21 protein-coding genes and 2 pseudogenes are annotated in these 20188 nt (G+C 60.6%); 11 read left to right on the top strand and 12 right to left on the bottom strand.

Annotated features, from left to right (window positions below; all coding sequences use genetic code 11):
• The 3 genes from rbsB (at window position 1) to WCA85_RS33415 (ending at window position 3666) form a co-directional block, all read left to right on the top strand.
• Window positions 1–945: a ribose ABC transporter substrate-binding protein RbsB gene (gene rbsB, locus WCA85_RS33425; RefSeq protein ID WP_424069741.1), complete on the top strand. Its 945-nt coding sequence runs from the start codon at window positions 1–3 to the stop codon at window positions 943–945.
• Between the two features lie 223 nt (window positions 946–1168).
• On the top strand, window positions 1169–2194 hold the full coding sequence (locus WCA85_RS33420) for a substrate-binding domain-containing protein (RefSeq protein WP_424069739.1): 1026 nt from the start codon (window positions 1169–1171) through the stop codon (window positions 2192–2194).
• Window positions 2195–2478: 284 nt separating this feature from the next.
• Entirely contained in the window at window positions 2479–3666 is a 1188-nt protein-coding gene (locus WCA85_RS33415) for a porin (RefSeq protein WP_424069737.1), read from the top strand.
• A 161-nt stretch (window positions 3667–3827) separates the two neighbouring features.
• Here the strand turns inward: WCA85_RS33415 and WCA85_RS33410 are convergent, their stop codons facing one another.
• The gene (locus tag WCA85_RS33410) at window positions 3828–4889 is read right to left on the bottom strand and encodes an aldo/keto reductase (RefSeq protein WP_424069735.1); all 1062 of its coding nucleotides are present in this window, start codon (window positions 4887–4889) and stop codon (window positions 3828–3830) included.
• A 158-nt stretch (window positions 4890–5047) separates the two neighbouring features.
• Here WCA85_RS33410 and WCA85_RS33405 point away from each other — a divergent pair, with 158 nt between their 5' ends.
• The 3 genes from WCA85_RS33405 (at window position 5048) to WCA85_RS33395 (ending at window position 8249) form a co-directional block, all read left to right on the top strand.
• The gene (locus WCA85_RS33405; RefSeq protein ID WP_424069734.1) at window positions 5048–6010 is read left to right on the top strand and encodes a LysR family transcriptional regulator; all 963 of its coding nucleotides are present in this window, start codon (window positions 5048–5050) and stop codon (window positions 6008–6010) included.
• A 198-nt stretch (window positions 6011–6208) separates the two neighbouring features.
• Window positions 6209–7531 (top strand): TIGR00366 family protein, encoded by a 1323-nt coding sequence (locus WCA85_RS33400; protein ID WP_424069732.1) that lies wholly within the window; start codon window positions 6209–6211, stop codon window positions 7529–7531.
• 25 nt (window positions 7532–7556) lie between these two features.
• Complete coding sequence (locus WCA85_RS33395) at window positions 7557–8249, top strand: cytochrome b/b6 domain-containing protein (protein WP_424069730.1); 693 nt, start codon at window positions 7557–7559, stop codon at window positions 8247–8249.
• Between the two features lie 40 nt (window positions 8250–8289).
• Here WCA85_RS33395 and WCA85_RS33390 read toward each other — a convergent pair whose 3' ends face one another.
• Entirely contained in the window at window positions 8290–8748 is a 459-nt protein-coding gene (locus WCA85_RS33390) for a CHRD domain-containing protein (RefSeq protein ID WP_424069728.1), read from the bottom strand.
• A 598-nt stretch (window positions 8749–9346) separates the two neighbouring features.
• Between WCA85_RS33390 and WCA85_RS33385 the strand changes: the two genes are divergently transcribed.
• Window positions 9347–10048, top strand: a complete 702-nt coding sequence (locus WCA85_RS33385; protein WP_424069726.1) for an AIM24 family protein — start codon at window positions 9347–9349, stop codon at window positions 10046–10048.
• A gap of 234 nt (window positions 10049–10282) precedes the next feature.
• On the opposite strand, the gene WCA85_RS33380 is transcribed toward WCA85_RS33385, so the two are convergent.
• Entirely contained in the window at window positions 10283–10501 is a 219-nt protein-coding gene (locus WCA85_RS33380; protein WP_424069724.1) for a hypothetical protein, read from the bottom strand.
• On the opposite strand from WCA85_RS33380, the pseudogene WCA85_RS33375 reads away from it, so the two are divergent.
• A pseudogene (locus WCA85_RS33375) lies at window positions 10467–10538 on the top strand (hypothetical protein); the annotation flags it as partial. The gene WCA85_RS33380 and the pseudogene WCA85_RS33375 sit on opposite strands and share 35 nt — an antisense overlap.
• Before the next feature lie 82 nt (window positions 10539–10620).
• A pseudogene (locus WCA85_RS33370) lies at window positions 10621–10885 on the top strand (ISNCY family transposase); the annotation flags it as partial.
• A gap of 262 nt (window positions 10886–11147) precedes the next feature.
• Here WCA85_RS33370 and WCA85_RS33365 read toward each other — a convergent pair.
• The 3 genes from WCA85_RS33365 to WCA85_RS33355 form a co-directional block, all read right to left on the bottom strand.
• Window positions 11148–11408 carry a hypothetical protein gene (locus WCA85_RS33365; protein ID WP_424069722.1) on the bottom strand — a complete coding sequence of 87 codons (261 nt, stop codon included), beginning with the start codon at window positions 11406–11408 and terminating at the stop codon, window positions 11148–11150.
• Window positions 11409–11644: 236 nt separating this feature from the next.
• Window positions 11645–12796 carry an NAD(P)-binding domain-containing protein gene (locus WCA85_RS33360; protein WP_424069720.1) on the bottom strand — a complete coding sequence of 384 codons (1152 nt, stop codon included), beginning with the start codon at window positions 12794–12796 and terminating at the stop codon, window positions 11645–11647.
• 8 nt (window positions 12797–12804) lie between these two features.
• Window positions 12805–13710 (bottom strand): LysR family transcriptional regulator, encoded by a 906-nt coding sequence (locus tag WCA85_RS33355; RefSeq protein WP_424069718.1) that lies wholly within the window; start codon window positions 13708–13710, stop codon window positions 12805–12807.
• 163 nt (window positions 13711–13873) lie between these two features.
• On the opposite strand from WCA85_RS33355, the gene WCA85_RS33350 reads away from it, so the two are divergent.
• Entirely contained in the window at window positions 13874–14488 is a 615-nt protein-coding gene (locus WCA85_RS33350; protein ID WP_424069716.1) for an FMN-dependent NADH-azoreductase, read from the top strand.
• A gap of 156 nt (window positions 14489–14644) precedes the next feature.
• Here the strand turns inward: WCA85_RS33350 and WCA85_RS33345 are convergent, their stop codons facing one another.
• The 4 genes from WCA85_RS33345 to WCA85_RS33330 all read right to left on the bottom strand — a co-directional run bounded on the left by WCA85_RS33345 (window position 14645) and on the right by WCA85_RS33330 (window position 17645).
• Window positions 14645–15481: an aldo/keto reductase gene (locus tag WCA85_RS33345; RefSeq protein ID WP_424069714.1), complete on the bottom strand. Its 837-nt coding sequence runs from the start codon at window positions 15479–15481 to the stop codon at window positions 14645–14647.
• A gap of 51 nt (window positions 15482–15532) precedes the next feature.
• Window positions 15533–16384, bottom strand: a complete 852-nt coding sequence (locus tag WCA85_RS33340) for a pirin family protein (protein WP_424069712.1) — start codon at window positions 16382–16384, stop codon at window positions 15533–15535.
• A gap of 91 nt (window positions 16385–16475) precedes the next feature.
• Window positions 16476–16898 carry a DoxX family protein gene (locus WCA85_RS33335; protein ID WP_424069711.1) on the bottom strand — a complete coding sequence of 141 codons (423 nt, stop codon included), beginning with the start codon at window positions 16896–16898 and terminating at the stop codon, window positions 16476–16478.
• Between the two features lie 33 nt (window positions 16899–16931).
• Window positions 16932–17645, bottom strand: coding sequence for a pirin family protein (locus tag WCA85_RS33330; protein ID WP_424069765.1), 714 nt, complete (start codon window positions 17643–17645; stop codon window positions 16932–16934).
• Between the two features lie 180 nt (window positions 17646–17825).
• On the opposite strand from WCA85_RS33330, the gene WCA85_RS33325 reads away from it, so the two are divergent.
• Window positions 17826–18743: a LysR substrate-binding domain-containing protein gene (locus WCA85_RS33325; RefSeq protein WP_424069709.1), complete on the top strand. Its 918-nt coding sequence runs from the start codon at window positions 17826–17828 to the stop codon at window positions 18741–18743.
• Between the two features lie 10 nt (window positions 18744–18753).
• Here the strand turns inward: WCA85_RS33325 and wrbA are convergent, their stop codons facing one another.
• Together wrbA and WCA85_RS33315 are read right to left on the bottom strand one after the other, a co-directional pair.
• The gene (gene wrbA, locus WCA85_RS33320) at window positions 18754–19353 is read right to left on the bottom strand and encodes an NAD(P)H:quinone oxidoreductase (RefSeq protein ID WP_424069707.1); all 600 of its coding nucleotides are present in this window, start codon (window positions 19351–19353) and stop codon (window positions 18754–18756) included.
• A 179-nt stretch (window positions 19354–19532) separates the two neighbouring features.
• On the bottom strand, window positions 19533–20188 hold a 656-nt coding region (locus WCA85_RS33315), incomplete at its 5' end, for an SDR family oxidoreductase (RefSeq protein WP_424069705.1).

Here is a 20188-nt window from a genome sequence, read left to right as displayed (position 1 = left end):
ATGAAAAAGATTATTTCGCCACTCGCCGCTGCATTGCTCGTTATGGGTATCGCCGCCTGCTCGAAGCAGGGTCCGGATACGACCGCCGCCGCCAGCGCAAGCGACGCGTCTGCGCCGGCAGCAGGCGGTGCGGTCACAGTTGGGTTGTCGATCTCGACGCTCAACAACCCCTTCTTCGTTTCGCTGCGCAAGGGCGCAGAAGACGAAGCGAAGAAAGACGGCGTGACGCTGATCACCGTGGATGCGCAAAACGATCCGGCCAAGCAGCAGGCTAGCGTCGAAGACCTGATCCAGAAGAAGGTCAGCGTGATCCTGATCAACCCGACCGACTCGTCGGCCGTGGCGAACGTCGTGAAGGAAGCGACGGACAAGGGCATCAAGGTGATCTCGCTCGACCGCAGCGTGAACGGCGCGGAAGTCAGCTCGCACATCGCCTCGGACAACAAGGCCGGCGGCAAGATGGCAGCAGACTTCCTCGTCGACAAACTGGGTGGCAAGGGCAACATCGTCGAACTGCAAGGCATTCCGGGTTCGTCCGCAGCCAACGAGCGCGGCGCTGGCTTCGATACGGAAGCGGAAGCGAAGGGCGGCGTGAAGATCGTCACGAAGCAGCCGGCTGACTTCGACCGGGCCAAGGGCTTGTCGGTGATGGAAAACATCATCCAGAGCAACAAGGACATCCAGGGCGTGTTCGCGCAGAACGACGAAATGGCGCTGGGCGCAGTCAAGGCGTTGCAGGCGGCAGGGCTGAAGAATGTCGCCGTGGTGGGCTTCGACGCCACGGACGACGCCATCGCCGCCGTCAAGGCCGGCACCATGGCCGCGACCGTGCAGCAGCAGCCGGAACTGATCGGCCAGTACGGCGTGCAGACTGCGAAGAAGCTGGTCGACGGCCAGCCGGTGGACAAGTTCATCCCCGTGCCGCTGAATCTCTACAAGCAGTAAATTTTCAGCCGTTCGTCCCCGTAGTACCATCTGGCACTGATATCAACGTTAATATACACGTTGAAGCGGTGCGTTTCCGCCACCCGGTATTCACCGGCGTGGCGGCGTTTCCCCCACTCCTTCGATCGCGCAAGGCGCGCTGCTTGCGGCTCTGGCATGGCAGCATGCGCCGCACGCCCTTTGTGACCGAAGGCGTCGACATCTTTGCCTCCAGGAAGCCAGCGTGACCCAGTTCGAGCGTCTCACCATTGACGACATCGCACGCCTTGCGAATGTTTCGCGCACCACCGCGAGCATGGTGTTGAACGGCTATGCCGAGCGTTATCGCATCTCCGCGGCCACCGTCGAACGGGTTCTGCAAGTCGCCAAAGACCATCATTTCACGCCGTCGCGATCGGCCCGCGCGTTGCGCTCGCGCCGCAGCAATACGATCGGCCTTGTGATCCCGGATCTGACTAACTCCGCGCATTCCGCGTTGGCGCAGGCGATGGAGTGGCAGTGCCGCGAAAGCTACGGCTGCCAGCTCGTGATCGTGACGAGCGACGAAGACCCGGCGAGGGAGACCGAGGGCATTGCGCACCTGGTGTCGCATCAGGTGGACGGCGTGGTGGTGGTGCCCTGTACCGCTGACGCGAGACGCTACGAAAAGTGGGTCAAGCGTTTGCCGCTGGTGTTCGCCGACCGCCGGGTCGAAGAGAGCAAGATCCCGTACGTGGTGACCGACGCGACCGAGACCGTCGCGTCGTTGGTGGGCAACGCGCTGGAAGAGGGCGCGAGTGAAGTGGTGTACTTCGGCGGTCAGCCGGAACTGTCCGCGAGCCGCGACCGCCTGGCTGGCTACCGGCAGGCGCTAAAGACGCACGGCATTAACGAGAAAGAAGACTGGGTGCATCAGCGCGACTATCAACGCGACTCGGGTCATGCTTTGATGCAGGCCTGGTTCGATACGCACAAACGCTATCCGCAGGCGCTGTTTGCGGGCTCGATCACCTTGCTCGAAGGCGTGCTGTCGTTCATGAGCGAGGCGCACAAACTCACCCAGGCCCCTGGCCGGATCATGACGTTCGACGATCACCAGTTGCTCGACTGCCTGCCGCTTTCCATCGACGCCATCGTGCAGGACAGCCGCCAACTCGCCGAACATAGCCTGCGCTGCGTGTTTGCGTTATTAGAGGGCAACGCCAGTCCTGAATCGTTACAGGTGCCAGCGCATATTCATTACCGGCGCGTTCACGCTCGGGCTGAATGAATCGCCATTAACAGGGCATACGTGATTCGCGAACTGCGAATCAGGGCAGCAATAATCGCGCCGGTTCAAGGGCGTGATGAAAACCGACAGTCCAAATCGGCAAATGCTATCTTTTACATCAAATGAGTATTTCTTGTTTCGCAATAGTACTGGCACGCCTTACGCAGCAAGGCTGAGCCGGGTGTTAACTTTTCGCGACAGGAATCTTTTTTAATTTCCCGGAAGAGTGCAACGCGTTATTGTCAATGACGCAATAGCTGAATCATTTACCTCCCGGAGAGATGATGAAACGACTAGCCCTGTCTAGCCTTTCGCTTGCCTTGCTTGGCGCAGCCGGTGCCGCGCATGCCCAAAGCAGCGTTACGCTATACGGAACAATCGATACTGCAATTACCTTTGTTCATAATGCCAATCCCGCAGGACAGAATCAGTGGTCCGTTGGTAATGCCAGTAATGGCGATCTTTCGGGCAGTCGTTGGGGCTTGAAAGGTCAGGAAGATCTGGGCGGTGGACTGAAGGCCATATTCCAGTTGGAAAACGGCTTTAATCCGAGTACGGGTGCTCTGGGTCAGGGCAGTCGCCTGTTTGGCCGTCAGGCGTATGTCGGACTGACCGGTGATCAGACCGGCACCGTGACGCTCGGCCGCCAATATGATCCGCTGGTTGACCTGGTGCAGGGCATCACCGCGGATAACTACTTCGGCAGCGCCTTCGCGACAGTCGGCGACGTCGACAACTACGACAACAGTTCGCGCACCAACAACGCGGTCAAGTACGTGTCGCCGGTTTTCTCCGGTCTGCAGGTGGAGGGGATGTACGCGTTCGGCGGCGTCGCCGGATCGACCGGTTCCGGACAGACCTGGTCCGCAGCCGCTGCCTATAACAACGGACCGTTCTCGATCGCGGCGGGTTACTTCGTTGCGGACAATCCGTCGGTGAACGGCCTCGCGCGTCCTTCGACGACCTCGGGCTCGGGCTGGGGCGGCACCTCGGACGGCACCTTCGACGGCTCACTAGTCAATCTCGGATATCAAAGCGCCAAATCGATCAACATTGCCCGGGTAGCCGGCCAGTATGTGATTGGCCCGATGACTTTCGGCGCGGGTTACAGCAACTCGCAATACAAGGCGGACGGCCAGTCGGCCTTTGCTTCGACCGAGAAATTCAATACCGGGCAGGGCTTCTTCAACTATCAGTTATCCCCAGCGCTCCTGCTAGGCGTGGGCTATAGCTATACGAAGTCGAGCGGCGACACCGACGGCACGTATCATCAAGTCTCCGTGGGCGCGGATTACAACCTGTCCAAGCGTACCGACGTCTATCTCGTCGGCGCCTACCAGCACGCCAGCGGCGAGACGCTCAATGCAGACGGCACGGGGATGGTTGCTGCACAGGCTTCTATCGGCTCGTACGGCTATGGCGGGACCAATACGCAGGAGCTCGTGAGCCTCGGGTTGCGGCACAAGTTCTGATGTTGTGATGTTCGCTTGTCTCTTGCGTGGCGCGCACTGTTCGCCATGCAAGTACGATCTGATAAAAAGCCGGTTGTCCGCGTGAACGGGCAACCGGCTTTGTTTTACTGCTCTGTCTGAAGGGCCGCGGGCTTTGGATTTTCCCCGCCCGCTTCACACCTTCAGCCCTTCTTCTCCATATGCGGCGCCAGCAATGACAGATCCGCCGCGCCGAGCCGGTCGCTTGCGGTTCGTAGTTGATGCCAGTAGGGATAGAGCAGCGGCGGCGCACTTACCTTGTCGAGGCGTGAACGTTGCTCAGCGCTCAACGTGAGATTTGCTGCACCCAGGTTATCGCGCAGTTGCTTCTCGTTGCGCCCGCCGATGATCACCGAAGCCACCGCAGGACGCCCAAGCGTCCAGGCCAGCGCAACCTGCGCAGCCGATACGTCATGCTCGCCGGCGATCTCGACCAGCGTATCGACGATCGACCATAGACGCTCGGCGTCGCGAATCGGCGGCTCCGTCCAGCCGGCGAGCTGGCGCGTGCCTTCAGGCGTGACATTGCGACGATGCTTGCCGGAGAGCAGACCGCCCGCGAGCGGACTCCAGACAAGAAAGCCGAGGCCTTGATCGATCGAAATTGGCGCGAGTTCGTATTCGGCCTCGCGCGCTTCGAGCGTGTAGTGAATCTGCTGGCTCACGAAGCGCGGTAGACGATCGCGTTCGCTGATGTGCAAGGCCTTCATCAGATGCCATCCCGAGTAGTTCGAGCAGCCGACGTAGCGGATCTTGCCTTGCTTCACCAGCAGGTCGAGTGCTTCGAGCGTCTCTTCGAGCGGGGTGAGCCCGTCCCACTCGTGGACCTGGTACAGGTCGATCACGTCTGTCTTGAGGCGTCGAAGGCTGGCTTCACACGCTTCGATCAGATGGTGACGTGACAGGCCGCGATCGTTCGGGCCGTCGCCCATCGGAAAGCGCGCCTTGCTGGCGATCAGCACGCCGCCTTTGCGCTTGCCGCCCAATGCCGCGCCGACGATTTCCTCCGACGCGCCGTTCGAGTAGACATCCGCCGTATCGATCAGATTGACGCCCGCGTCGAGGCACATATCGATCTGCCGGCGCGCATCGTCGAGGCCAACTTCACCAACGTAGGCGAATTTGCCCTTGCCGCCCATGGTCATGGTGCCGAGCGTGACGGTCGATATCTTGAGGCCGGAGCGGCCGAGTTGACGATATTCCATGATGAATCAGTCTCCCTTGAATGAGGCGTTGGCACGAGAACCACGATGACAGCCGAGGTTCGCAAGCGGCGTGCCCTGTGATGCATCCGAACGACTGACAATATCGGAGATTCACTTATCGTTCCAACGGAAATATATGCTTAAATTAAGCGCTAACGATGCTGAATCACGCAGCCATCACATCGCCGAGCGAGGAGCGCGCCAACGTGGACCTGAAACAGCTTGAGCATTTCGTGGCAGTCGCCGAAGAGCGCCATTTCACCCGCGCTTCGAGGCGGCTGAATCTGGTTCAGTCGGGCCTGTCGGCATCCATTCGTTCGCTTGAGGACGATCTGGGCGGCCCCTTGTTCATCCGCAGCACGCGGCGGGTTGCATTGACGCCGGCCGGCGAAGTGCTGTTCGAAGAAGCCCGGCGTGTGCTCGCCGCGGCGCAGGACGCGCGCAACGCGGTGACGCAGGTGCACGGACTCGCGCGCGGGCGTCTGAGCATTGGCGCGATCCATGGCCTGGCGCCTTTTATCGATTTGCCTGCCTCTCTCGGACAGTTTCGCGCCGCGTTTGGCGGCATCGATATCGAACTGACGCTCGATGGCTCGCGGGCGCTGATCGACGAGGTCAGGGAAGGGCGTATCGATCTCGCCTTTACGCAGCCCACGATTCCCGTCCCCGACGATCTGGGGTACCGGATGTTCGCGTGCGAAGGCATGGTCATTGTCTGCGCGCAGCGGCACCGGCTCGCGGGCCAAAGCGGACTTACGCTCGCCGACCTCAGTGCGGAAGTCTTCGCCGATCTGCGTCCGGACTGGAGCGTGCGGCGGCTTGTCGATCGCAGCTTCGCGGCCGCCGGCTTGCAGCGCCGCACGGGCTTCGAAGTCAACGACATGCCCATGCTGCTCGAACTGGCCGCACAGGGTCTGGCCATTGCGATGGTGCCGGAATCGGTCGCCGCGGCGCGCGCGCGCGATCCAGGCGGCGCGCCCGTTGCGATGGCGACACTGTGCGAAGCCGACGAGCCTTGCTGGGAACTCGCCGCTGTATTTAAAGGTAGGGAGGGCGAGCCGTCGACACCGGTAGCGCGCGCCTTTCTGGACCTGCTCACGCTGCCCGATATCGCCGATTGACGAGGGCAAGAAGTGCTTGCTGTCCAGGCGAGTGCGAGGCTTGCCCGCCTCGCGGGAACGGGTTGAAGATTTATGCAAGAATCGCGGCCGGGCTAATGGGCGCAGCGTTGTGCACGGTGGTGCAATGTGATGCGAAAACGCCAAAGCAAAGCGAACACGCCCATTAGAAAAAAACATAGGTGATGAGGAGTAGACAAGTTGATCCAGCGTATCTCGCGCTTTTTCACGCAGGTGGTGCATCGCGTCCTGCCTGACCCACTGATCTTTGCGATCTTCCTGACCATCGCTACGTTCGTGTTGGCATTCGGTTTGACACCGAAAGCGCCTGTTGAACTGGTGATGGAATGGGGCAGCGGTTTCTGGAACCTGCTGGCCTTCTCGATGCAGATGGCGATGATTCTGGTCACCGGCCACGCGCTCGCCAGTTCCGGTCCCGTCAAGCGCTTGCTGGTCGCACTGGCGAGTTCCGCGCGCACGCCAGGGCAGGGCGTGATGCTGGTGGCATTTTGCGGCTCGGTAGCCTGCGCGATCAACTGGGGCTTCGGGCTCGTGCTGGGCGCGATGCTTGCACGCGAAGTCGCGCGGCGCGTGAAGGGCACTGACTACCGTCTGCTGGTGGCCAGCGCTTATATGGGCTTCCTCACCTGGCACGGTGGCTTGTCGGGATCGGTGCCACTTGTCGCGGCGACCAAGGGCAATCCAATGGAAAAAACCATTGGCCTGATTCCGGTCTCGCACACGCTGTTCACCGGCTATAACGCGTTCATCACGTTCGGCCTGATCGTGCTGCTGCCGATTCTCGCGCGGCTGATGATGCCCAAGCCCGAGGATGTCGTCGCAGTCGACCCCGCGCTGCTCGAAGATCCGCCGACGGTCGAGCGCACCTTGTCGCCCGACGCCACGCTTGCTGAGCGGCTCGAGGAAAGCCGCTTGCTGGCGATCTTCGTGGCGCTGCTCGTCGCGGTGTTTCTGATTGTGCGCACGGTGCAGAAGGGCTTCGTGCTGGATATCGATTCGGTGAATCTGATATTTCTGGCAGCGGGTATGGTGCTCCACAAGACGCCGATGGCGTACGCTCGCGCCGTGGGGGCCGCCGCCAAGGGCACCGCCGGCATTCTGATCCAGTTTCCGTTCTACGCCGGCATTCAGGCGCTGATGGACCATTCGGGGCTCGCCGGGGTGATTACGGGCTGGTTCGTCCATATCGCCAATGCGTACACTTTTCCGTTGCTGGCGTTCCTTAGCTCCGCGGTGATCAACTTCGCCGTGCCGAGTGGTGGCGGCCATTGGGTGGTGCAGGGCCCATTCGTGATGCCGGCCGCGCAGGCACTGCACGCGGATCTCGGCAAGGCGGCCATGGCGATTGCGTATGGCGAGGCCTGGACCAATATGGCGCAACCGTTCTGGGCGCTGCCGGCGCTGGCCATTGCCGGACTCGGCGTGCGGGACATCATGGGCTATTGCGTCACCGCGCTGCTGTTTTCGGGCGTGGTGTTCGTGGCGGGACTGTATCTCTTCTAGGCACTGACATAACGAGGCGCGGCGCATGAATGCTGATGAATCTCACGCGTTGCCGTCGTCCTCCGCACGCCGGCCGGTGCTCGTCTGGGACGTGCCGGTGCGGCTGTTTCACTGGCTCGTGGTCGTGCTGGTGATCAGCGCCTACGTCACCTTGAAACTGAACTGGATTGACTGGCATGTCAGGGTAGGCGAGGCGTTGCTGGCGCTCGTCATTTCCCGGTTGCTGTGGGGCTGGTTTGGCAGCGAGACTGCGCGCTTCCGGAGTTTTGTGGCTTCGCCCGCAGTGGCTTTGCAGCACTTGCGACACCTGTTTCGCCGCGAACCGGATCTGCAGGTCGGGCATAACGCGGCGGGCGGATGGATGGTAATGCTGCTGCTTGGCCTGTTACTGCTCGAGACCTTGAGCGGCCTCTACATCAACAACGACATCGCGGACGAAGGGCCGTTGAGCGAATCCGTGCCTGCGTGGCTGGCCAATGCCATCTCGACGTTGCACGCGCTGGTGTGGGATGTGCTGGTCGCGGCCGTCGTGCTGCACGTGGTGGTGATCCTGCTGTATGCGCTGATCAAGCGGCACAATCTGCTGCGTCCCATGCTGACGGGATATAAGAGCTTGCCGCAGTCGATTGCCGGGCCGCGGCAGAGGCCAGCATGGCTGGCGCTGCTACCGCTGGCAGTCGGCGTGGCCGCAGTGATGCTACTGGCGGCCTATCTGTGAACCGGTAGTATTGCCTTCGGCTCTGTCTTTGGAAGCGACCTCAGTTCTTCGGCGGCATGACCTGGCCGCGAATTTCGCCGTTTGGATTGGTCTTGGTGTGAACGTTGATATACATGTCACCCGCTTCGAACATCTTGGCGTCTTCCGGCGATAGCGTAGCTTGACCGGTGATTGGGCTCGACACCTCCATGGTGCCTTTCTGCGAGAGCCACACCTTTACACCAGCGTTTTTACCTGCGCCCGCTGGCCCGTGGAAATGCGCCATGGTGGCCTGGCTCGACAGGCCGCTGAAGGTGATGTTCCAGGTGACCGCCCGCGTGCTGGCATCGTAGGTAAGGGCGGCCGAGCCGCTGCCTGAGGTCTGGACCGGTGGGACTTGCTGATCGCCGGTGAGCGGCACGGTGAACGAAACGGGTGCTGCTTGAGCCAGGGTCATGGTGCCGGCGAGTGCCAGTCCGGCGAAAATCATCAGAGTGCGCCGCGAGATGGATACTGTCATTCGGTTTTCTCCTTTTTGGGTTGTCCCTTGCCCGTGCTACGGATTGATGCTTCCGACGAGCTTTGCCGGTGCGATGAACGCCATCGCCAGTTTAGGGGTTAGATAAGGATAGGCCTTAGCGGACGGTAAGACTAGCGGGTTGACCGGGGTTCGGGGGACGGCGCGGGAAAATGGCAGATGTCACATGGGCGACAGAATTGGGTGGCAGGGCGGCCGGAGGGACGAGATTTGCCAAGGCGGCGTGGATGTCCGCAAAGTCCATGTCCCGCGCATCTTCACGATGTATCAAGCGAGCCGCATAAGTGTGTGCGAGTCTTGGTCAGCACAGCTTACAGTTATCGACCCGGAATTTGACCGCCATTGTCCCTTGGATGGCGGACGGGTATCCTCTGAACAATACACAAATCTGACATGCGAGGCAGGGCGAAAGCACCGCTCACCCACGGAAAATCACGTGATCAGGTACGCGGGGAGATCGACGCGCAGATCATCAGCGAGCTCTTGCCATACCGCCTCGTGGTCGATTCGGTCACTGACTTCCACATCGATCTGTGCCCCGTATGCGACGGCAACATTTCCTGAACACAACGGAAAATAAATGAACCAGTTACCACGGCTTTTGCCGACCGCTGCGGCCGACGAAACCTTCGGCGGCGTTACCTATCATATCGGCGGCGAGCTTGTGCCGGTTTTGTCGGTTGACGTGTCGAACCGGCCGGTCTACTTCGAGCACCACATCCTGCTCTGGAAGAATTCGAACGTCCGCGTCAGCATCAGACCAGTCAAGGGGGCAGTCAAGCGTATGCTCGCCGGCATGCAGGTGTTCGTCACAGAGGCGAGCGGTGACGGAATAATCGCGTTCAGCCGCGACGGTGCGGGTCATGTCGTGCCAATCCATCTTCGGGCGGGCGAGGAACTTCACGTGCGGGAACATCAGTTCCTGGCCGCAACGGCGAATGTCGAATACACGTTCGAGCGGATCCGTGGAATCACCAACATGCTGTTCGGCCAGACCGGTTTTTTCATTGACAAGTTCCGTGGGCACGGCGGCGAAGGCGTGCTTTGGTTGCACGGATATGGGAACGTCTTTGAAAAGGTATTGGCTCCCGGAGAGACGATCGATGTTGAGCCGGGCGGCTGGCTTTACAAGGATCCTCAGGTCAAGATGGATACCGTGGTTGACAGGCTGTCGAGTGGGCTTTTCGCAGCAGGCTTCAACTTCACTGTGAACCGGTTCACTGGCCCCGGCCGCGTAGGGATCCAGTCCATGTACGTGAACAATTCGACGAGCGACAGGTAGGAAAAGGCTCGACGCGAAGCGAGGCGGGATGCATTCGGGCGCGAGGTCATCTGATGGCGCTGAGGTGAAACGGTGACGAAGGATTTCGCGCTTATAGCAAGGTGATGTAGTCACAACCAGCTAGCCGCGGAAGATCCTTGGGCAAACGTGCGGATGGTCATTGTCCGGGCGAAATTGGGTGGGCTTACATGACAGCTTTACGTGCGGGGAATTGGATGGGGATGGATGGTGCGATTAGAGGTTTTGCCAGTTTATCAATTTGACATAAGATAAATTATCAACTTTTATAGTTGTAGCGGCTAAGTTGTAATGTCCGCTTTTAGCCAAGTTCAAATGTCCGCTTTCGGGCAGCGTATCCTTTCCGGCCGCCATCCAGGTGGCGCTGGAGGCATGGATGGCGGCGACAGAACGGATCACGATGACGATGCGCGAGCTCGACAGGTTCAAGGTCATTCAGGACGTTGCCGACCGCAGGCTCAAGCCGTGGCAAGCCGCGGAGCGGCTGGGGCTGACCACGAGGCAGATCCGGCGCCTGGTTGCACGGCTGGTGTTCATCGACGCCTGGCAAGGATGTCACGCAGTTCGGCCGGGCGCTGTACGAGTTGAATGTGGGCGCGTTCTGTGCGAACAGCAGCCAGGCCAAGGGACGCGTGGAGCGCGCCAATCTGGTTCCAGGACCGGCTCATGAAGGAACTGCGGCTGCGCGGCATCAGCACGAAGGAGGCGGCCAACGCCTATGCGCCCTACTTCATGGCCGATTTCAATGGCCGGTTTGGCAAGATGCCGAGGAGCAGTTTCGATGCACACCGGCCGCTGCGTGTCGATGACGATCTCGACCTGACATCGTCTGCCAGACGGTATGCCAGACCTAGCCTTCGTCATCGAAGATAGGCCGGTACTCGAATCTCGACAGTCGCGGATCCGTGTCAATGAATACCCGAGCGTTTTCGGGTGTCTAGGGCATGACTGGCGGATGGTAAGTCAGCGTAGCTGCCAGCGCCCATAGCATCAGGATGACAAGCGCAAGAGCACGCTTAACGATCTGCATCCTGTGTCGACCAAGACAACGACATCGCGATTGCGATTGCGATTGAACGTATCAGAAAGATGGACGGACGACGGAAAGCGAATAGCGCCCCATGTTCACTTTAGCTATCTGGCGGGGTGGCACCCACGTCCGCTTGGCATCATTTATCGCAGCCTGCGTTTGATCAGCGGAATCCGTGTATCGATATGTCGTCGCTTGTTGCGCTATTTGCGCCCCCGCATCATCGTTCATTGATGCAGGCGTCGACTGTGCAAACGAGGACACGGCCGGAATTGCGATAGCGGCAGCGACGATCAATTGAGCAACTTTCATGGCCTTTTCTCCAGGAGGTGTCCCGCGAACAGTCTTGTACGTTTCCAGTGCTTCCAGTCTAGATGTGCACTCGCTCAATGACGAGTACCTCTAGCTGAATTCACTGTTGTCAATTTCCGCACAAAGTTGCGCATCGAAGATAGTCTGCAACGTCTTAAAGTCCTGCCACACCCAGGCATGGCAGGCCTTTTTCGCCAGTGCAGAGACAACCACCTGCAACCGGACGCCTCTCTCGATCAGCCCAGCTTGACCAGGTTTTGAATGGCCAACTGACCACCGGGAATCTGGAACAGCGGGCCGCCGGCTTTGATCGAACCGAGATCGATGCCGAAGAATCCGGCTTGCTCGATCAGGCTCAACACCTTGGCCTTCGCCGGTACGTCGTCGCCCGCGAGGAACAGTACGCGTCGTCCGCCTTCAACACCCGTGTCGATGGACACGAGCGCCACCGGCAGATGATTGATTGCCTTCACGACACAGGCACCCGGGACGAACTCGGCAAAGACTTCGCTCGAAGTGCGCCCGTTCAATTCGAAAGGCTTGAATTCCGGCGCCTCGATCGGGTTGTTTGCATCAATCACGATGCGGCCGGCGAAATCGGGCAAACCTGACAAGGCGGCAGGCAGCTTCGACCAGGGTACCGCAACCAGCACGATATCCTGTGCCGCCGCTTCTTCGCGGGTTCCAGCGCTGATGGTGGGCCCGAGTTCGCCAACGAGGTCCGCAAGCGACGCCGGCCCCCTGCTATTGGAAATAACTGCTTTGATGCCTTTGTGAACCAGCGCTTTCGCGAAGGCCGAGCCAATGGCGCCCGCTCCGATAATGCCAATCGTTTCCATGAAAAAGTTCCTTTGTCCGTGATGGGGTGCACGCATCTTGCCCACTTTGCCACCCGGCGAGTAGCCGCAAACGGCTTGAAGCATTTTCAACGTGCCGGGTGCGAACGCGAATCCTCCGCCAATAGCGAGGTCGTAACCTTCCTGAACCAGATCGACACGTCGGCTCTCAAAGTGCCATTCGGGGCGAATGCGCGGATAGCGCTGCAGGAATTCGGGCAACAACGGCAGAACATGGGCAATGCCGAATGTGGTGCTCAGGCTCACCTTCAAAACACCGGCAGGTTCCGACGCATCCGATGAAGCTTCCTCGATCGCCCCCTGCAACGTCTCGATACTGCCGCCGATTGATTGCAGGAAGCGCGCACCGGCCTCGGTAAGCGTGAGCTTGCGCGTCGACCGCTGGAACAGGCGCACGCCGAGGTTGCGCTCCAGCATGGCAATGTTACGGCTCACGGCCGCCGCCGTGAGACCAAGACGCCGCCCCGCTTCCGAAAAGCTGCCGGACTCGGCGCTCTTCACGAAGCTCTCCAGATTGGCCAGGGTTTCCATCGCCGTATTCAACCGTTTGTTGAAGAGCAATCGCGCAACCGCTCGATCAACCATCTTCCCGCCGGACCGGGCGGCGCTGCGCAGGGATAGACAGCCAGCATCGGGAGAATGAGCCCACCGGGCGGGACGTCGTCAACCTGGAGTTCAACCAGGCGGCCGGCGTGGATATCGTCCTGGACAGTATGTGCAGGCATCCCGCCCCACCCCAGCCCGTGCAACAGAAAGGCGTGTTTGGCGAACAGATCGGCAACCCGCCAGGTGGACCCCGACATCACACCGAACTCGCGGCCCGCGGAGAGCTCCGACCGGTCCGTCAACACGAGCTGGGTATGACGCGCCAGTTCATCCTTGGGAATGGGCCCTTCGTATGCGGCAAGCGGATGAGTACTGGCCGCGACCATCGTGAATGCGACGCCGGCAAGTCGCTCATACGCTAATCCAGGCGGGACAAAAGGCAGGGAACCCACAATACCCAGAGCGGCCCGCCCATCAAGGACGGGTTGATACGCGCCGCCGAGCGCTTCGGCATAGAGCCGCATCGGGACGATCGGAAAGCGCTCGCGAAATGCCTTCGCGGCCTCCACGACAACCTGAAACGGAAAGAACACATCGAGCACCACGGAGAGCTCCGGCTCCAGACCGGCCGTCATCCCCTTCGCACGAGCTTTCATCCAGTCCACGCCCGAGGTGATATTGCGTGCATCCGCCAGCAAGACCCGCCCCTCTCCGGTCAGCACGGGATACCGGCCTCGCCGGTCGAACAAGGTGACGCCGACCTGCCCCTCCAGATTCGCCACCAGCTCGCTGACCATCGATTGGGACCGGCGCAGCTTGCGCGCTGCGCCAGAAAAGCTCCCTTCATCGACGGCTGTAATGAATGCCCGCAGTTGATCCAACGATACGCCGTCCAACATGGCGGCCTCCCGATCTATCTGAAACGTCGATGGATGCCATCGAAAAATGATGCCTTCCCAGAGAGGGTGCAACTGCGCAAGATGGCTGGCATACGCACCATCAACCCTCATTCACGCGGTTGACGCATCGACGTTGGCAACGAACCCATCGGAGACACCCGCAATGAAGCTGCTGCACATCGATTCCAGCATTCTCGGAGAGCGCTCGGTCAGCCGCGCGCTCTCGTCGGAAGTCGTTGAGCGGGAGAAATGGATTTGCCCGGATCTCGACGTCGTTTATCGCGACCTCGCGCTCGATCCCGCTCTGCATCTGTCCAGCGCGCACATGGCTGCCTGGGCCGGTGCCGCGCTCGAGGGCGCCAGGCTCTGCTGCGATCTCGAACTCGGTCAGGAATATTTAACCGAGTTTTTCGAAGCCGATATCGTTGTGATCGGTGCTCCCATGTACAACTTCACCGTTCCGTCGCAGCTCAAAGCGTGGATAGACCGCGTAGTCGTTGCAGGGGAAACGTTCCGGTACAACGAAAGCGGTGAAGTGCAGACATTGCTGCCGCGCGGCAAGAGAGTCATCATCGTCTCGACGCGCGGTAACGTTTATAAAGCGGATACGCCAACGGCCGCGCTGGAACATCACGAAAGCTATTTAAAAGGCGTACTAACGTTTATCGGTGTGGATAACGTCTCGATTGTTCGGGCGGAAGGGCTAGCGTTTGGCCCCGATGCGAAGCACACCGCGATCAATAGAGCCAGGGCCGAGATTGCCGCGCTCATGACGTGACATCGCACGCGGCTCCATGCAGCGCGCGAAGTTCGTCCCGCCCCGGGTTACTGAAAACCTTCCAATACGATCTTGCCAATGGCCCTGCCCGATTCGACCCATTCGTGGGCCTCGCACAGAGTGGCCAATGTCATCGGGCCACAGGCCCGCGTGAAGTCAAGCACCCGTGCTATCCCACAGCGGCGCGAGCCCCAGCGGATCGACAATCCGGCTGTTTGCTGTAGCCAGGGAGTGAATCGCCGCCATATCCGCGCTATCCAGTTCGAAGTCGAATACTGCGAGGTTCTCCGCCAACCGATCTATCCGGGTGGTCCTTGAAAGCGCAACCATCCCGCGCTGTTGCACCAGCCAGCGCAAAACGATCTGAGCAACGGTTCTGTCGTGGCGAACTGCGATCTCCTTAAGCGTGGGATCCGCGAAGACACGTCCAATCGCCATGCCGCAGTACCCTGTCACGGCAAGTCCCGCCTGCAACGTACTTTCGATGAGCAAGGACTGGTTCAGATACGGATGGTATTCAAACTGATTCGTCACGAGCGGCGCCACAGAGAGCTGGATAGCTTCCGCCATCAATGCGCGGTTGAAATTACTGACGCCGATGTGCCGCACCTTGCCGGCGCGTACGACTGCATTGAGTCCCGCGATCTGTTCGGCCACCGGCACATCGGAGCCTGGCCAGTGCAACAGGAGCAGATCGATATAGTCTGTCTTGAGCTTCCGGAGGCTCTCGTCGACCGACACCTCGAACAGGCGCTCCGGGTAGTTGCTCACCCAGACCTTGGTCGTCAGGAAAATTTCGCTTCTTGGAATACCGGACGCGGCGACGCACTCGCCGATTTCGCCCTCGTTACCGTAGATCTGCGCCGTGTCGATATGGCGGAAACCGGCACCGAGAGCGGTGGGAATCACCCGGTAGATATCTGCCGCAGTCATTCCGTACGTGCCGAAGCCGATGGCCGGAATAGCCGCGTTACCAGCCTGAACGTTTTGCATGAGAGGTTCCCGATAGCGTTTTCGCTTCAAGCCCAAAGCGCTTTGGGCAAATTATCCAATCCGGCCGCGGCGACGCAGGTCCGCCGCCATCTCCACGATCCTGGTTTCGCCTGCACGTAACGCCTCTGCCGACGTGTGAACCGAGTAATACCCAAGCACGAGATTGTGTGGATGTGGCATTGCCGAGCCGAGGACGAACTCGACATCTTCGTCGGCTGTGAAGGTCAAAACGTCTTCGGACTCGCGAAACACGACCAGTTCATTGGCAATAGACTCGTCGGCGACATGCAGTGCGCCACGTTGAACACAAAGCCACGCCACGCTATGGCCTGCTGGCGGCGTGTACTGCCATTGCTCGCCCGCTGCCAGTCGCACGACCAGATAGTTGATGCCTGAGGGTGCGGAAATGGGGCTCTCGACGTTGCCATATCGACCCAGGATAACGCGGGCCGGACCGGTGTGCGGGACCTCGTTCGCCGATAAATACTGGCTACGCGGCTCGCCCAGTTCGAGCTCTGGCGGCAGCGCGACCCATAGCTGAAAACCGCGCACCGGCCCGTCGCCTCGCGCGCGGCCATCGTGCCACACGCCCCTGCCCGCATTCATCCACTCGACACCACCGGCCGGCATGATCCCGGATGCGCCTGTCGTGTCCTCATATTCAACCTCACCCTCCAGCAGCACCGTTGTCGTGGCGAGGCCAGAATGAGGATGCATGGAGAACCGCATTTCGGTTTCCACCGAGCTATCGAAATAGTCGAGAAAGACAAACGGCTTCAGGATCTCGCCAAGGTCGGACGGGCTGACCAGCCGCTTGACGGGACCGTGCTGCCGGCCTGCCGTGCGCATGACGATCGCTCGTCCGTCTCGCAGGGGAGCCGGCTTAAGGGCAGTAGTTTTCATAACGGGCAATGCTCCATCTTCTGCATAACTGAGCGACAGGACGATCGCGCAGCGGATCAGGCGGGCGATCGCCTCGACGAGTCGGTCTTTGTTAGCTCGCTTTCAGAGTCGAAGCGATCGACCCGGTCCGCCGCGAGCGTGCGTCCAGGCTGAGTGCGCCCGCGCCGAAGTACGTGATCTGCAAAAGACCGCCGGCCATCATCACGTTCTTGAGGAAGTGAATCATCTGGTTCTGATCGGCGAAGTTGTGGTGAAAGAAAATGGCCGTGACCACACAGAACACCGCCATCCCCAGCGACACGGCACGAGCCCGGTAGCCCGACAGCAGCAGCAAGCCGCCGCCCAGTTCGGTCAACACAGCAACGGCAAACGCGAGCGGCGGCACGGGCAGACCCATGGCGGCGATATAGCCAACCGTCGCACCATACGCCGCGAGCTTGCCCAACCCACTCATGACAAACGGCGCACCAATCAGAATGCGACCCAACAGCGGAAGAAATTTAAAACGTTCCATCACGATCTCCAGAAATGAATTTGCGTCGGTGGATTACGAAAAAGGGAATGGGCCGGCGTCCACCATCACCAGCTCAGAATCTTCAAGTGCGGAAATCTGCGCGGCGGCGACCTTCGTGATCGCCACGCCGTCCAGCGGCCCAACGGGCTCGCCATTCACCTCGATGCGTCCCGAGGCCACCACGAGATAGGCCTGCCTCGTTGGAGGCAACTCGTAGCGAACGTCTTCACCGGTCTTTAACATCGCGCCGAGCACACGTGCATCGGCACGAATCGGCAGAGCACCTTCATCGTCAGCGGAGCCGCTAGCAAGGACGACAAATCGCCCGGACCGGTCACTTTTTGGAAACGGCTTGGTGTCCCACCTGGGTTTGCCGCCCGTTTCGCGCGGCTGCAGCCAGATCTGATAGAGCTTGAGCGGCACTTCGCCCCGGTTAACCTCGGCGTGACGAATGCCCGTGCCGGCGCTCATGACCTGAACATCGCCTGCGCGGATCATTCCTTCGGAGCCCAAAGTGTCCCAATGCCCAAGCACGCCCTGGCGCACGTAGGTGATGATCTCCATGTCACGATGCCCGTGTATGGGAAAGCCGCCGCCAGCCGCGATCTCGTCATCGTTCCAGACGACTAAGGGACCCAATGCGGTGTGGGTGGGATTGCCGTCCGCGCTCACCACGAAATGGTGCTTCGCGCGCAGCCAGCCGAGGTCTGCCCTGTCCAATGATTGCCAACGCCTGTGTGTGAGCATGTCCATCTCCGGTTCCAGCCATCGCAGGTGCGATGCTGATCGGCTGCGCGATCCGCCGGATTCAGCGTCGGTACAAGCCATGAGACGGATGCTATATTTGCAACAAACTCCCGCATATCTCCTATAATGGAACGCATCATTGCCGGAAATAGAACGATCAGACCGAGTCGAAGGCCGCCCATGAACGCAATCAGTGACCTCAATGATCTTCGGCTGTTCGCAGAGGTGGTCGAGCACGGCAGCTACACGGCGGCCGCGCGCAGTCTCGGCCTGCAGACGTCGAAACTCAGCCGGCGCATTCGCGCCCTGGAAGAGGAACTTGGGGTGCGCCTGCTCAATCGCACCAGCCGCAGGCAGTCCTTGACGGAGACCGGGCGGCAGTTCCACCAGCATTGCCTTGCACTGGTGGCGGAGGCGAAGGCCGCCAAAGATATTGTCGAGCGCACGCGTTCCAAGCCGCAGGGCACCGTGCGCATTGCCTGCCCGGTGGCCTTACTGGAGTCGGGCATCTCCACGATCATCGCGCGCTACGTGCAGGACAACCCCGATGTCCAGATCCTGCTGGATGCAACCAACCGCCGCGTGGATGTCGTCGAGGAAGGGCTGGACTTTGCGATCCGGGTCAGGCTTCCTCCGTTGGAAAACACCGATCTCGCCGTCCGTCAGTTGGGCTTGTCAATCCACATTCTGGTTGCGAGTCCAAGCCTGGCGGCGCGCTATCCGGCGCTCAACTCGATCGAATCTGTGAAGGAATGGCCCACCCTCTCGATGGCGAGCAGCAGTGAGCGATTTGCCTGGAACCTCGTCGACGCCGAGGGGCGCGTGACGTCGTGGCCGCATCAGCCACGCCTCGCCACCGACGACCTGGCTAGTCTCAGGTTTGCGGCGCTATCCGGCGTCGGCATGGCGATGCTGCCGAGGGAACTGGTCGAGGCCGACATTCAGGCGGGCCGCTTGCAGCATCTGCTGCCAGGGCTCGCCAGCACGCCGGGCCTCGTCCATGCAATCTTCCCCACGCGCCGGGGCATGGTGCCGGCCGTGCGTCACCTGCTCGACGCACTCGTCGCAGGATGCGAAGGTCTGAACCGGCAGCGTTAGCTTCTGAGCTTCAGCCGAACAGCTTGTTCGCCGTCTTGGCGATCAGTTCGCCCTGGAAGCGGGCGCCGCCGAGTTCAATAGCACTGGGTTGACGCTGACCTGTTGTGCTGGCGATCGTCGTGGCGCCGTACGGAGAACCGCCGGTGACTTCATCCACCGTCATCTGCCCAGCATAACTGTAGGGCAGGCCGACAATGACCATGCCGAAGTGCAGGAGGTTGGTGATGACCGTAAACAACGTCACCTCCTGTCCGCCGTGCTGCGTGCCGGTTGAAGTGAAGGCACCGCCCACCTTGCCGACCAGTGCACCGCGCATCCACAGGCCGCCGGCCTGATCGAGGAAGGCCGCCATCTGCGATGAGATGCGCCCGAAGCGGGTCGGCGTGCCGACAATGATCGCGTCGTAGTCCGCAAGTTCGTCGACCACGGCAACCGGCGCTTTCTGGTCGAGCTTGAAGTGGCCGGCCTTGGCCGCTTCCTCAGGTACGGTCTCCGGCACCCGCCTGATGTCGACCGTGGCGCCCGTGGAGCGCGCCCCTTCGGCGACGGCTTCCGCCATCAATTCCATATGGCCATACGTGGAGTAGTACAGAACCAGAACCTTCGACATCTTCGACCTCCTTCCTTTATCTGCGGTGAGACCGCGGTGGGAAATTAGCCAGCTTTTTGGCGACTGGCCGTCCAGCCCGCGTGACCAGGCCGGAATGATCGTGTTGCCTTGCTCTGTCAATCTACCTGCAAATCCTGGCCTGCGATTCCGGAGGCGGCCAAACCCGCACTTTAGACACGTTACGTGGCGAGAAAGCCGCCGTCCACGGCCAGCTCGGCGCCCGTTACAAAGGACGACTGCTCCGACAGGAGCCATACCGCAGCGGCAGCCACTTCCTCGGGCAAGCCGATGCGCCCAACCGGATGAGAGGTCCGCAGCTTCTCCAGCAAGCCGGCGAATTGCGGGTCCGACGTCAGCGCCTGGACCATGGGCGTATCCACGGCGCCGGGAAGAATGGCGTTGACGCGGATCTGTCTATGACCATAGTCGACTGCGGCACCCTTGGTCAAACCCAATACCCCAGCCTTCGACCCGCAATAGTCAGCCGAGAGCGGCACGGCCACCCGGCCCAGCGCGGACGATGTGTTGACAATGGCGCCTCCGCCGCTTTGCAGCATCGCCCCTATCTCGTGTTTCATGCAGAAGAATACGCCATCGTAGTTGACGCTTTGAATGCGGCGCCACTGTGTAGCGGTCAATTCGTGCAGCAGGACGTTCGTTTGCGCCAGTCCTGCGTTGTTGAAGGCGCCGTCGAGCCGGCCAAATTTCTCCACCGTCGCCGCCACCAGCACTTCGACCTGCGCTTCGTTGGAGACATCCGTTGCTACAAAAATGGCCTCGCCATCCTGTTGCCGGATCGCTGCCACGGTGTCCTCGCCCTGCCCGACGGCAATAT

Source organism: Paraburkholderia sp. (genome assembly GCF_049581445.1).
In the GTDB taxonomy this organism is placed as follows: domain Bacteria; phylum Pseudomonadota; class Gammaproteobacteria; order Burkholderiales; family Burkholderiaceae; genus Paraburkholderia.
This window is presented reverse-complemented; position numbering and strand designations above follow the sequence as displayed.